This window comes from Bacteroides cellulosilyticus (assembly GCF_020091405.1).
In the GTDB taxonomy this organism is placed as follows: Bacteria; Bacteroidota; Bacteroidia; order Bacteroidales; family Bacteroidaceae; genus Bacteroides.
On sequence record NZ_CP081903.1, the window covers coordinates 523,913 to 538,364 of the forward strand.

The 14,452-nt window shown below is 45.6% G+C and carries 7 protein-coding genes; 5 read left to right on the forward strand and 2 right to left on the reverse strand.

Annotated features, from left to right (window positions below; genetic code table 11):
• Window positions 1-15 precede the first annotated feature (15 nt).
• Window positions 16-3,069, reverse strand: coding sequence for a SusC/RagA family TonB-linked outer membrane protein (locus K6V21_RS01765; protein ID WP_224320665.1), 3,054 nt, complete (start codon window positions 3,067-3,069; stop codon window positions 16-18).
• Between the two features lie 69 nt (window positions 3,070-3,138).
• Complete coding sequence (locus K6V21_RS01770; protein WP_224320666.1) at window positions 3,139-5,574, reverse strand: glycoside hydrolase family 127 protein; 2,436 nt, start codon at window positions 5,572-5,574, stop codon at window positions 3,139-3,141.
• Window positions 5,575-5,983: 409 nt separating this feature from the next.
• On the opposite strand from K6V21_RS01770, the gene K6V21_RS01775 reads away from it, so the two are divergent.
• The 5 genes from K6V21_RS01775 (at window position 5,984) to K6V21_RS01795 (ending at window position 14,445) form a co-directional block, all read left to right on the forward strand.
• Complete coding sequence (locus tag K6V21_RS01775; RefSeq protein ID WP_117988064.1) at window positions 5,984-6,241, forward strand: type II toxin-antitoxin system HicA family toxin; 258 nt, start codon at window positions 5,984-5,986, stop codon at window positions 6,239-6,241.
• 16 nt (window positions 6,242-6,257) lie between these two features.
• A complete protein-coding gene (locus K6V21_RS01780; protein ID WP_034524379.1) occupies window positions 6,258-6,596 on the forward strand; it encodes a type II toxin-antitoxin system HicB family antitoxin in 339 nt (112 codons plus the stop codon).
• A 218-nt stretch (window positions 6,597-6,814) separates the two neighbouring features.
• Window positions 6,815-9,547, forward strand: a complete 2,733-nt coding sequence (locus K6V21_RS01785; RefSeq protein WP_224320667.1) for a glycoside hydrolase family 97 catalytic domain-containing protein — start codon at window positions 6,815-6,817, stop codon at window positions 9,545-9,547.
• Between the two features lie 67 nt (window positions 9,548-9,614).
• Complete coding sequence (locus tag K6V21_RS01790; protein WP_224320668.1) at window positions 9,615-12,017, forward strand: family 43 glycosylhydrolase; 2,403 nt, start codon at window positions 9,615-9,617, stop codon at window positions 12,015-12,017.
• A 22-nt stretch (window positions 12,018-12,039) separates the two neighbouring features.
• Entirely contained in the window at window positions 12,040-14,445 is a 2,406-nt protein-coding gene (locus K6V21_RS01795) for a beta-L-arabinofuranosidase domain-containing protein (RefSeq protein WP_224320669.1), read from the forward strand.
• Window positions 14,446-14,452 lie beyond the last annotated feature (7 nt).

Sequence of the window (14,452 nt, forward strand, 5' to 3'; positions counted from 1 at the left end):
TTGCTTTTAATGAGGTTAGAAAGTTACGTTCAAACCTACAGTGAATGAACGTACAGTGGGATATTTATCACGACTGTCTACACCAGCAGTCCAAAAGTTGTTGCTGCCGAGTTCCGGATCAGATCCCTTGTACTTAGTGATTGTAAAAAGATTATCTATACTACCATAGAAGCGTATGCTTTTTACATAAGTACTTTTCTTAAAGTCATAAGTATAGCCCAAAGTCATATTGGTCAGTTTCAAGTAATCACCATCTTCAATGTAATAACTGGTTACTACTTGTGACTGCTGTGCAGAGAGTGGGCGAATACCGCCAATTGCATCGGCTGCCGATTTCAACTTATTGTAAGCATGGGCGTTGTTTTCATAAAACACACGCTGCTGGTTGATAATCTTATAGCCAAACTGACCGGTAAACTGCATAGTCAAATCAAAATTCTGATAGCGGAATGTATTATTCCATCCCATAGAGATTTTGGGAATGCCATTACCCATACGTTGGTACCAGTTGTCGCGGTCGTTACGCATTTCCTGATAAAATTCGGCAGCCTGGCCAGTTTCCGGGTTTTCTATCAAGAACAGACCTGTCTTTTCTGATACACCAACTGCTTTCAGTGACCAGATTTCGCCAAAGCTCTTGCCTACCTCCACTTTGTGGGTATACTGGCTCACAGGGTCACCTACACCTTGCTGCCAAAGAATATTCTCAGTCTGATAAAGGTCATTGGAAAGGCTTACCAACTTATTGGCATTATGTTGCATTGTTAGTGCAGTATTCCATTCAAAATCTTTGGTTTGAATAGGAATGGCACGAACCATAATTTCGATACCGGAATTGCGCATCTTACCTACATTGGCCAGGGTAGAAGTATACAAATTAGGGGGACTGGGTACGGCATAATCAAAAAGCATATCCGAGGTATTCTTTACATAGAAGTCTACGGAACCACCCAAACGGTCATTCAATACGCCCCAGTCCAGACCTACATTGAGTTCTTTGGCAATCTCCCATTTCAAATCAGGATTGGCATTTGATAATGCTTTCAATCCTTTAGCCCATTTCCCATCACGGTAATAATTACCACCGGAGTAACTATAGCGAACAATAGATTGGTAAGAATAAGCCGGAATTACACCAGTCACACCATAACCGGCACGAAGTTTTAAATTGTTCAACCAGTTACGAGTCGATTCCAGAAAACTCTCATTCATGATATTCCAACCCAAGGAAACAGAAGGGAAAGCGCCCCATTTATGGTTGGCACCAAACTTGGAAGAACCCTCGTAACGAACAGAAGCCAAAATGTTATAACGATTATCAAAACCATAGCTGATACGGGCAAATGTACCAATCAAAGTCGATTCTGTCTTTGAGCTACTCATTGAAGCCTTACCATCAGTAAGATATTCACCGGCACCCATATTGTTGTAACCAAAGTAATCTGTCGGGAAATTGGCATTCCACATACCAGCACTCTCATAAGTATTTCTTGACCAGCTGTAACCTACCATACCTTCAAAACGGTGCTTTCCTGCAAATGTAGCGTGATATTTAGAAGTCAATTCCAAGTAATCTGTACGATCATAATTATCACTTAGACTTGCCTCGCCAGTCAGGTTACCAATCGCAGTAGTAGTATGATACTTAGTGTTGTATGAACCGGTTTTACCTGTTGAACGGTGACTGGCCAACATTAAGTTAGTTTGCCATCCTTTAATCGGTTCAAAAGTTACATTTCCGGTAATTCGAGTATTTATTTCCTTTGTTTCACCTGTACTTTCATTCTGCAACGAAACAGGATTGTAGTATTGTAACAGTGAACGTTCGTTGTAAGTACCGTCTTCATTCCAAATTGGAGAAGTCGGATTTCGAATTACAGCTTGTCTATAAATTTGCGTAAGGCTATTTACTCCATAAGCATCATACTTATCCAAATACTTATAATTGTCTTGCACAATGTTTAGGTTTACCTTCAACATATTGTTGAACATCCAATGACTCACATCAAACGACACACTCAAGTCTTCGTTACCAGACTTCTTCATTACCCCCTGCTGATTGCGATAAGTTACATTACCATAATAAGAGGTAGTAGAAGAACCGCCTGTGATAGAAAAGCTATGATTATGTGTCACACCAGTACGACTCACCGCATCGAGCCAGTCAGTGTCATACCCTTCGTCATTATATTGTGTTTTTCCTGCACGAATGTCATCAGGAGTCATGAAATCTGCTTTCTTGACCCAATTAGAAAATGAGACGTAACCAGAATAAGTGGCAGTTGCTTTCTGTTCGCGCATGCCGGTTTTGGTAGTGATAAGAATAACTCCACCTGCACCTCGCGTTCCATAAATAGCGGCAGCAGAAGCATCTTTCAGTACATCAATAGAGGCTATGTTCTCAGTAGGAACAGTACTCATGCTACCAGGAACTCCGTCAATCAGTACTAATGGAGAAGCGTTACCCGATACAGAGACAATACCACGAAGACTGATTTCAGTGCCTACATTAGGGTCACCCGAAGGTTTAGCAATGGTCAAACCGGCCACTTTACCCTTCAGTAAATCACCCGCATTATTAAAATTACCTACCAAGAAGTCTTCAGCTTTCACACTGGCAATGGCACTCGTCACATCACCCTTCTTCTGCGTACCATAACCGATAACCACCACTTCATCCAACAACTCCGTATCATCGGCAAGAGTAATATCTATTTTTCTCTTGTTTCCTACCGTTATTTCCTGTGCCTTATAGCCTATATAAGAAACAGATAATACTGAATTGGCACCTTTCACCTTTAGTGTGTATTGGCCGTCTACATTGGTTATCACACCGTTAGTGGTTCCTTTCTCAAGAATGTTGGCACCAATAATAGGCTCGCCACTCTTATCTTTTACTACACCCGTGACTGTTACCACCTGCTGTTGTACAGCCTCGATGTCCATTGCTCCCACTGTTTCCGCAAACGTTGCTGTCGGACTGATGCCGACACCCGCTGCAAGGAAAAGACAGGCCGTAGCCCTTAGAACAGCTTTGCTGAACAAGGCTCGATTTTCATGTGTTTTCATATTACATCTTTAATTAAAAGGTTACTATTCAATTACAAGTTATTATTTTTTAATTTTAAAAAAATGGATTTAGTTTACTTTCCATTCAATCACCCCGCCCGAAGCACCTTTCTGCAACTGAGCGGCAATTTTCAATCCTGTCGTTTTTACCGGCTTAAAGTCAAGGCTATTATAGCAGTCTTTCTTCACCACATACTCACTCAATGCCTCTACTTCTTTCCAAGTTTTACCATCTTTATAGTAGAGTTTCCAGCTTTCCGGCACACGGAAGTTTCCATCGTAATGATCGAAGTCCAGCCAATAAACCTCTACGTTTGAAACAGTGTAAGGCTGATCAAATTGATAGGCCAAGGTTTCTAGCGTTCCGTTTCTCAACCACCAATAGTGGTAAGGCTTAGAAATATCCGATGAACGTTTCGGTTCCCATTGGTCATTCACACCCCATGCCCAAGTTTCAACTGAGGCAGATTCAGGAGCGTCTTTCTGGATAGGAGCCTGTATCATCAGCGTACGTGCCTTGCTGGCAATTGTCGGTTCGGGAGTGGGGTGGGCATACTCGGCAGCTTCGGGAATCCATACTGCCATCTGGTCTGCACCACGGTTATTCCAGGTTGAATAAGGGATAGCTTTGAAAGGAACCTCTTTCACACTGCCGTCTTTACCTATTTCTTTCGCATGACCGGTCAGCACCACAACACCGTTCAACAGATCAGCGTCAAAAGCAGCTTCCATAGATGTTCCATCGGGAATGAATTTGTTGAAAACAATGCTGTCCACTTGGTCTTTGCCTTCCAGACAGAACATGATAGGACCACGCTCGATAGCCAGTTTACCACGGTCATCCTCTACATTATCATTGGCTTTAATGCGGCGTACATCCATCGGAAGACTAATTTCTACTACATCACCCGCCTTCCAGGTACGTGAAATAGTGGCGTAGCCATCATACTGCTTGGCATTTATCTTTTTACCATTAACTGAAATGCTGTAAGCACCTGCTTTATCAGTAAATGAATAAAGATCCGTCGGCACGGGAGCATCCTGCGCCCAACCCGGAATGCGGAAACGCAAAGCGAATTCCTGCTCTTTCTCTGGAGTAACCGAGATGGAAACCTTTCCTTCCCAAGGATAATCAGTAGTCTGTTCCAAAGCTACATTGTTGCTTTCCGTATTCAGATCAGCTTTGCTCTGGATATAAAGATTAACGTAAATATCATTGCTTTGAGTAGCGTACATATAATAAGGTACAGAAGCCATGAAACGGGTCACATTGCCCGGACAGCAGGCACAACCAAACCAATGCTGGCGTTCGTGCTGACCCATGGATTCCAACGGGTTATCATAGAAGAACTTGTCACCACTGAGAGAAACACCAGAAATGACTCCATTATATAAAGCACGTTCCAATACATCGGCATATTTGGCATTACCTGTAGCCAGGAACATGCGATGATTCCAATAGACATTGGCAATGGAGGCGCAAGTTTCGCAATAGTTGGTATGGTTGTTCAACTCATAGTTGGGACCGAAGCCCTCGCCTTGAGGACGTGAACCGATACCGCCGGTTATATAAAGTTTCTTGCTCGCCATATTCTCCCAGATGTGGCTCAGGGCGTTGAAGTATGCTGTATCCTGAGTCAGGGCAGCCACATCGGCAACACCGGAATAAAGATATCCGGCACGCACGGCATGCCCCACAATCTCATCTTGCTGCAAAATAGGTTTATGATCCTGACTGTACTCGCTGAGGTGGTGGCCGTCCGTTCCGCGTCCGGTTTCTTCTACGAAGTATTTAGCCATTTTCAGATACTTCTCGTCGCCTGTCACCTTATATAATTTAGCAAGTGCCATTTCGGCAATGGGATGGCCGGAAGGAACATGTTTTTGCCCTTCATCGGGACCAAACACCTGACAAACAAGGTCGGCGTTTTTGATAGCGACATCGAGCAAGGTACGTTTGCCTGTTGCGCGATAGTGGGCAACCGCAGCTTCGTACAAATGACCGCAATTATAAAGTTCGTGGCTGTTGATTTTCTCCCAACGATGCGTTCCCCACCAGCCGGAAAGGCGGTAACACTTATTAGTTACGCATGTAGTGAGGTATCCGTCCGGTTCCTGGGCAGCGGCAATAAGATTTATGACACTGTCCAGATAAGCATCCAGTGCTTTATCATACTTCACAGCCAGCGAGTAGGAAGCTCCTTCTATTATCTTATAAGGATCGGTATCGTCAAAAGAGAAATCACCACGGTGTTCACCTTTCATCAATCCTCCGGCAATGGCAAAATTATCGAAGCGTCCGTTCTTCTCACATTCTTTAAATGCAGAAGGAATGGAGACGGTGCGATTGGTTTCAATACGCGGAGTCCAGAAGTTATCGTTCAGGTGGACTTGTGTGAAAGGGACTTCTTTTATCGGAGCATCAGGCTGAACGTAGGGTTCGCTGCAAGCAATCATACCCAAGAGGGCGATGCTACCGAAAAGGAATTGGATTCGTTTCTTCATAATATCATATATGTATTTTTAGTTCGTTACCAAAAGTGTACGGCAAAGGAAAGGGATTTATCTTAAACTGAATAAAACGAAAGTCCATATGAATGCAAAAATAGTCGGGCTATAAAGGCTCTGGAGGATATTTAGATTATTATTGTATTGGCTTGGATTATTTTTTCATGGCTACAGATATTATACCCGAAACGTATCTGGGATGCACTTGCTCCGTACATTCTTCGCTCAGAAGTACCTCTACACGGAGAAAGTACGGAGAAGGTACGGAGCAAGTACATTCCAGGAAGGGAACAGAGTATAGATTCATTCATTTTGGAGTAATTATGAATATTTTTTGTATACTTTATACCTACCTCCATTGGATTGTAACTATTTTGTAGTTACATTTGCAAAAACTTATAAATGAATGGGTACAAAAGAAAAACTTATCGAACGTTTTAAGACATTGCCCACAAACTTTACATTTGAGGAAATGGAGCGTTTGTTGTTGATATTTGGTTATAAAAAATCAAATAAAGGCAAAACCTCCGGTTCGAGAGTTATCTTTAAAAATGAAGATAAACGCCCGATAATGATTCATAAACCCCATCCCGGCAATATCATTAAAAGTTATGCCATGAAGCAAGTACTGAATGATTTGACGGATGCAGGTTTTATAAAATGAAGAAAGGAGTATAATTATGAACACGTTAAAGTACAAAGGCTTCATTGGTTCTGTCAATTTCAGTGAAGAGGACAGTATTTTCTTCGGCAAAATAGAAGGAATAAATGGAATGGTCAACTTTGAGGGACAAAGCGTTCAGGAATTAACAGAAGCATTCCATGAGGCGGTCAATGATTATCTGGCATATTGCGAAGAGGAAGGAATACAGCCACATAAAAGTTACTCAGGATTATTAAACGTTCGTCTAACTCCTGAAATACATAGCCGTGTGGCAATGCTGGCACAACGTGCCGGAATCTCAATCAATGCTTTTATCAAGCAAGCATTGGAAAAACAAATTACAGCTATGTTATAAAAGTACCCTCTTAAAGGAACTGATTATGAGATGTAATTCCTAATCGACTCCTATGCAAAAATAGTCCAAAGACTAAAAAGATAATCCAAACATAGTCCAAGAATATCACAAAAGGGTGATTCTTGGACTATTCTTTTATTACATTATATTATTCAATCCTTCCGTTCATCCTTTTTTCGTTTACTTTGCACACGAACCAAATAAAGAGCTAATCGATTATGAAAAACTGCACATCTCTCAAATTAGTCGTTATTTCCTTATTTTTATACCTCGGAAATAATCCACTCGGGGCAGCTCCCGGAAAGAAATATGCGCTCTCCTCTCCCGATGGGAAGTTGAAGGTAGAAGTTACTACCGGAGACAAACTGTCTTATCAGGTGATGCACGAAAACGATACAATTCTCTCTCATTCTAACATAGGATTAGTTCTGGCAGACGGAACTACAATAGGAAACAATTCTCAGGTAACAGGTATTAAAAGGAAAAAGGTCAGGGATAATGTAGCATCTCCTTTCTATCGCTTCAAGGAGTTCATAGCCACATGCAATGAACTCAACTTGAAGCTGAAAGGTGATTTCGGCATTACCTTCCGCGCCTATAATGAAGGAGTGGCTTATCATTTTTACACAACGCAAAAGACAGAAGTAACCATCAAAGAGGAAGTGGCAGAATTTAACTTCAATCAGGATTACACAGCCTATCTTCCTTATACAACCAACGATAAGAAGCCAATGGCAATGGCGTTCCAGAATGTCTACGACATCACTCCACTATCGAAGGCACAGCCGAAACCGGCTTTCCTGCCCGTAACCGTGGACTGTGGTAAAGCCAAGCTGACGATATTGGAGTCTGACCTCGAAGCTTATCCCGGTATGTTTGTAGAGAAAGTTGTCTCCTCGTCAACTTACTCCCTGAAAGGAATATTTGCCCCCTACCCCATCAAGACAGATTTCTACCCCTGGCGCAGACAGGAGTATGTGACAGAGACAACTGATTTCATAGCCCGCAGCAAAGGCGCCCGTCCTTATCCCTGGCGTGTGCTGGCTGTGACGGAAAAAGATACGGATATGCCCGTCAACAATCTGATTTATGCACTGGCATCCCCCAACCGCATAGGCGACACTTCCTGGATAAAAACCGGGAAAGTGGCTTGGGACTGGTGGAATGACTGGAACCTAAAAAGTGTTCCCTTCAAGGCAGGCATCAATATGGATACTTACAAATATTATATAGATTTCGCCAGCCGCAACGGCATCGAGTTTATTGTGCTCGACGAAGGCTGGTACGACCCCAAAAGCGGTGATATGCTGACCGTCATTCCCGAACTGAACCTCCCGGAGCTGGTCGCTTACGGAAAGGAGAAAGGAGTGGAACTCATACTTTGGACAGTATTCAACGTACTCGACAGCCAACTGGAAACTGCTTGCAAGAAGTACTCCGACATGGGCATCAAAGGTTTTAAAGTCGACTTCCTCGACCGCGACGACCAGAGAGCCGTTGAAATGGTATACCGCATTGCCGAAGCCACCGCCAAGCATAAACTGACGCTCGACCTGCACGGCATCTATAAACCGACAGGTATCAACCGTACTTATCCGAACATCATCAACTTCGAAAGTCTGTTTGGCATGGAAGAAGTGAAATGGACGGACATTAAAAATAACATGCCGCTTTATGATGTCACTTTCCCCTACATCCGTATGATGGCAGGTCCGGTAGACTACACCCCGGGAGCTATGCGTAATGCCACAAAAGCTGACTGGCGTGCCGTTTACTATACGCCAATGAGTATGGGAACCCGTTGTCATCAACTGGCTGCCTATATCGTGCATGATTCCCCCCTCACCATGCTGTGCGATGCACCGACAAATTATCTGAATGAACAGGAATGTGTAGATTTCATCACTTCCATTCCTGTAGAAACTGATTCTACTTTTATCGCCGCAGGCAAATTAGGAGAATACATTGTGACTGTCCGTAAGAAAGACATCAACTGGTACATCGGCGGAATGACAAACTGGGATGAACGGGATGTGGAAATAGACTTTTCTTTCCTGCCAACAGATGCCCATTACACCGCCACATTATTCACTGACGGCATCAACGCCAACAAACAGGCGGAAGATTACCGCACAGAAACGCTCACAATAGATAAAAACAGCCGGATGAAATTGCATTTAGCTTCAGGAGGAGGATTTGCAATGAAACTCGAAGCCTGTCCGATACGCGGAACGGTGACGGCAATACCCGAAGGCAAAAATATTCCTTCTTTCTACAAGAAATACATTGAAACGGAAGGTTTATATGTCACTTCATCTGAGCGGGTGAGCGACGAGGCGTTGCTGAAGGCCTGCGATATTATCAGTCTGATGTTGGCCAAACGCCCTGATGTAAAAGCGTATATGGTGAAAAAAGGTTGCCATGTGATGGTTATCGGTAAAGACGAAGAAACTTGTGATTTACCGGAGTTTGCCCATATCTGCAATTCTCCTGACAGCATTGCATACTGGAACTGGCGTGCCCGTGGTTTCGGTGGAGCACCGGAAGATGAGTTCTCCGCCAGTTGCGGAGAAGAGAATCTGTTGGCTTTACCACAAGATAAATATACGGGCGAAAATATTCTGATTCATGAATTTGCCCATCTGATACATATGGTAGGAATAGCAGGTGTGGAACCGGATTTCAATGACCGACTGGAAGCATTGTGGAAAAGTGCTGGAGAAAAAGGACTATGGACCGGTACTTATGCATTAAGTAACAAAGAAGAGTATTTTGCGGAATGTGTACAGTCTTTCTTCAACTGTAACCGTTACGCTGATCCTGCCAATGGGGTACACAACTCCATGAACCGTCGCATAAAGCTGAAAGCCTACGATCCGGAAATGTACAAACTGTTGAAAGAATATTTTTATGAAATAGAGATACCGATTAATAATGAAATACACAAATGACCAGCGTAGCGCTGGAGCAAGGTTTGCTGCGCGGTGCAAGTAATTTTTCTAACAATAAAGTAACAATATGAATAGAACCATCCTTTTAATCACTTCCTTTTTAATAGGAGTTGTCTCCGCCTTTGCGCAGGCCGCTTTCAATACTCCCGGTGCCGGCAATCCCGTGATTCCCGGATATTTCGCCGACCCTACCATCAAGAAGTTCGGTGATACCTACTACATGTACGCCACCACCGACGGCAGCGGTGCAGGCTTCGGTCCTGCACAAGTATGGATCAGCAAGGACTTCGTTAACTGGACCCTGATGCCCATGAACTGGCCCGACAGCCACTGGATATGGGCTCCCGACGTGATGCAGCACTCCGACAGGAAGTACTATTACTTCTATTGCCAACCCTGCATCATCCATTGCGGCGTTAGCGAAACGCCCCGCGGCCCGTGGAAGAATATCCTGGGCGATAGCGAAGCTGTCCTCATCCCCGACCGCTTCGTAACAAATGCCATCACTCTGGACGGACAAACATTTGTGGACGATGACGGCTCAGTCTATATGTACTGGGGAACCTGGGGCATTTACAAAGGCTTTGGTTGCGGTGCCGGAAAATTAGCTCCCGATTTGAAGAGTTTTACCGAAACCCGCCTCATCCCCAATACCGAAGCCACCGATTTCTTCGAAGCACCTTTTGTAATCAAACGCAATGGAACCTACTACTTTATGTATTCCTCCGGTTCCTGCCACGACCACACATACCGTGTGCAATACGCCACCTCAGACAAGCCTCTGGGTCCTTACACCTATGGCGGCTGCATCCTCGAAACCAATGCTGACGGAACCATTCACGGTCCCGGCCACCACAGCATCCTTCAGGAAGGCAATGATTACTATATCGTTTATCACCGCCACGACAATCCACACTCCAACCGTGGCTTCCACCGCCAGCTTTGCATCGACCGCATGACATTCAATGCAGACGGGACGATTCAGAAAATCATCCCTACTCATGACGGCGTAGGTGCACTGGCCCCCTCCGTTGTTAAATCAACCAACCTTGCCTTTGGTAAAAGCGTGCGTGCCTCTTCCTCTTATGATGACAATTTCCGTCCCGAATATGCCGTAGATGATAACAACGGAACTTTATGGCGTCCGCGCGGTATGGGACAGGAATGGCTTGAAATAGACCTGGGACGCCCCCAACAGATACAAACGATCTGGACACAATTTGAATATGGCACTCAGTTCTATCAATACCTGATTGAAACTTCAACAGATGGTAAACGCTGGACTATCTTTGCCGACAAGCGGAACAATCATCTGGCAGGCAGTCCGATGGTAGATTTCGGAAAAACCAAAGCCCGCTTCGTACGCCTCACCTATACCGGCGGACAGAAGAATGGTTTCGGTGGCGCTATCTGGAACATCAAGGTATTTTCCGGTATCGAAGACTCCGCTCCCCAACAGTGGCTCGGACTGACAGCCGCTGACTGGAATGGCCGCGAATGGCAGAACAATGAAGGAATGTTAGGAGGTGCTTTTATCCTGAAAGCAGGATCAGCCCGTACCGAGCGCATTGACGGACGCGACGCACTGGTTCTCGAACCGGGCACTACGCTGGAATACCGTCATCCGTTACTTTCTCCCTCCAAAGAGCATACAATTAGTGGGTTAGTTCATAGGTTAGGTGAATGGCAAAGCTACGAAGCGGAGTCCGCCCTTTCATCCGGTGTGATTTCGCTTCAAAGCGGAGCCGAACCCTTAACCATCACTAATCTGCGCTATTATAACTGGAAACAGGCACCTGCCGAACAGGAATATGATACCACTACGGATATCGTCCGCTTACCGGCTGCCGATCAGCAAAAGCGTGGCTTGATAGTAAGCATTACCGCTGATGACTTCGCCGCAGGAGACACCGTACATTATCTTTCCAATCATGGAATAGAAGGATACTTCGAAGCCCACAAAGCCCCCTCCATCATCAAGGAAGTGGAAGGCAAGAAAAGTTTCAGCTTTGATGGTCATCAGGTATTCCAATCCAACTTCTCCCTGCCTGCAACATTGCTGAACAATGCCCCCTATACATTGGAAGCCTGGATACTGAATGATTCCATTGCTGAAAATGAATGTGTAGCCGACTTCACGACTTCGCATGACGAATTGGAAAAGATTATGCTCGTAAACGGTACGGAACCCCGATGCGGCGTCATCAACCACTATGGCTGGTACGAAGATGCCGGATACAAGGACATGAAAGAGCTGACCGGCAAATGGCAGCATATCTATATTGGTTTCGACGGCCGCATGGAACAAGTATATATCAATGGTAAATTAATTAGCGAAAAAGATATTCAATTGCTGATAAAACCATCACAATACGTAACTTTGGGGCGGAATGCAGAACGCAACTGGCCGTTCACGGGCTACCTGCATTCACTGAAACTATGGGACGAATATATTCCAATCAAGAAATAATACCATAAAACGAATAATAACCATGAGAAAAGTATTAGTTACCACCCTGCTGGTTGCCGCCACCGTAGGCAGCCAGGCGCAAGTGAAAAACCAATCGCACGGGTATCCCATCGATCCCGTACCTTTCACCTCGGTGAAAGTAACCGACTCCTTCTGGGGACAACGCCTCAACGCGAGCCGAGAGGTAACCATCCCCCTGGCATTCAGCAAATGCGAGGAAACCGGAAGATATCAGAACTTCGTCAACGCAGCCCACCCCAGTGATACCATTAAAGTAGGCGGACTCGCTTTCGACGATACGGACGTATACAAAACCATCGAAGGTGCCAGCTACCTGTTGCAGACATATCCCGATAAGAAACTGGCCAAATACATTGACAGTGTGCTCGTCATCGTAGCCGCCGCACAGGAACCGGACGGATACCTCTACACCAGCCGAACCATGAATCCGAAACATCCACACGAATGGGCGGGAAGCAAGCGCTGGGAAAAGGTAGAAGACCTGAGCCACGAGTTCTACAACCTGGGACACATGGTGGAAGGCGCCATCGCCCACTACCAGGCCACCGGAAAGAAGAACTTCCTCAATATTGCTATCCGATATGCCGACTGCGTATGCCGTGAAATCGGTACAGGCGAAGGACAGCAAATCCGTGTCCCCGGACATCAGATTGCCGAAATGGCACTTGCCAAACTTTATCTGGTCACCGGGGACCAAAAGTACCTCGACCAGGCCAAGTTCTTCCTCGACCAGCGTGGATATACCAGCCGTACCGATGAATACAGCCAGGCACATAAACCGGTGGTTCAGCAGGATGAAGCTGTAGGACACGCCGTTCGCGCCGCATATATGTATGCAGGTATGGCCGACGTAGCCGCCCTGACGGGAGACACTGCCTATATTCATGCCATCGACCGCATTTGGGACAATATCGTCGGCAAGAAATATTACATCACCGGCGGTATCGGAGCTACCGCAGCCGGAGAGGCTTTCGGCAAGAGCTACGAATTGCCCAACATGTCAGCCTATTGCGAGACTTGTGCTGCTATCGGCAATGTGTATGTCAATTATCGTCTTTTCCTCCTGCACGGTGAATCCAAATACTACGATGTACTGGAACGCACTTTATACAATGGTCTGATTTCAGGCGTATCCCTGGACGGTGGCGGTTTCTTCTACCCCAACCCGCTGGAAAGTATGGGACAACATCAACGCCAACCCTGGTTCGGTTGTGCCTGCTGCCCGTCCAACATCTGCCGTTTCATCCCGTCCCTGCCGGGATATATCTACGCAGTGAAAGATAAAGACGTTTACGTTAACCTCTTCATGTCCAATACTTCCGACCTGAAAGTGGATGGCAAAGCTGTTTCTATCGAGCAAACCACCAAATACCCGTGGAACGGTGACATCACCATCGGCATCAACAAGAATAACGCCGGACAGTTCAACCTGAAAGTCCGTATTCCCGGATGGGTTCGGGGTCAGGTAGTTCCCAGTGACCTGTATGCCTATAGTGACGGCAAGCGTCTGAAGTATACAGTAAAAGTAAACGGAGAAGCCGTACAGAATGAACTGAAGGATGGTTATTTCTGCATTGACCGCCGTTGGAAAAAGGGTGATAAGGTGGAAGTACACTTAGACATGGAACCGCGTACCGTGAAAGCCAGCAATAAGGTGGAAGCCGACCGCGGACGCATTGCCGTAGAACGCGGACCGATTGTATACTGTGCAGAATTCCCGGATAATAACTTCGACATCTTCAGCGTATTCATGAACCGCAACCCGAAGTTTGAAGTAGTGGAAAAGCCCGATCTACTGTATGGCATCAACCAATTGAAGACCGGCGCACAGACACTTGGCTATGACGATCAGGGGCGCCTGACCACTACCGATGTGAGCCTGACACTGATACCTTACTACGCATGGGCCCACCGTGGTTCGGGAGCTATGGAAGTATGGTTGCCGCAAGAGCTGAGCGCATCCCGCCCCACCATGCCTGCCACACTGGCTTCGGAAAGTAAAATAGACGCATCCCACCGCGCAAGCTCCATTTCAGCCATCAACGACCGCCTGGTTCCGAAAGATGAAAATGACCGCTCCCTGCCCTACTATCATTGGTGGCCCAAACAGGGAACTACGGAATGGATCACGTATGAGTTCCCGGCAGAAGCTACCGTATCAAGTTCTACCGTATATTGGTTCGACGATGCTCCCTGGGGCGGTTGCCGTGTACCGAAAAGCTGGAAGGTATATTATAAAGATGCACAAGGCCAGTGGCACCCCGTCACAGGTACCGACAAATATGGCGTTGTAAAAGGTGCGGGAAACACTGTAAACTTTGATCCCGTGAAAACCAAATCAGTAAAACTGGAAATTACCCTGCCGGACAAACATGCAGCAGGTGTTTATGAATGGGAAGTACAATAAAGGTTAG

Coding starts and splice junctions, on each gene's coding strand:
- K6V21_RS01770 (WP_224320666.1), bottom strand. CDS start 5,574: ATGAAGAAACGAATCCAATTCCTTTTCGGTAGCATCGCCCTCTTGGGT.
- K6V21_RS01765 (WP_224320665.1), bottom strand. CDS start 3,069: ATGAAAACACATGAAAATCGAGCCTTGTTCAGCAAAGCTGTTCTAAGG.
- K6V21_RS01785 (WP_224320667.1), top strand. CDS start 6,815: ATGAAAAACTGCACATCTCTCAAATTAGTCGTTATTTCCTTATTTTTA.
- K6V21_RS01790 (WP_224320668.1), top strand. CDS start 9,615: ATGAATAGAACCATCCTTTTAATCACTTCCTTTTTAATAGGAGTTGTC.
- K6V21_RS01795 (WP_224320669.1), top strand. CDS start 12,040: ATGAGAAAAGTATTAGTTACCACCCTGCTGGTTGCCGCCACCGTAGGC.
- K6V21_RS01780 (WP_034524379.1), top strand. CDS start 6,258: ATGAACACGTTAAAGTACAAAGGCTTCATTGGTTCTGTCAATTTCAGT.
- K6V21_RS01775 (WP_117988064.1), top strand. CDS start 5,984: ATGGGTACAAAAGAAAAACTTATCGAACGTTTTAAGACATTGCCCACA.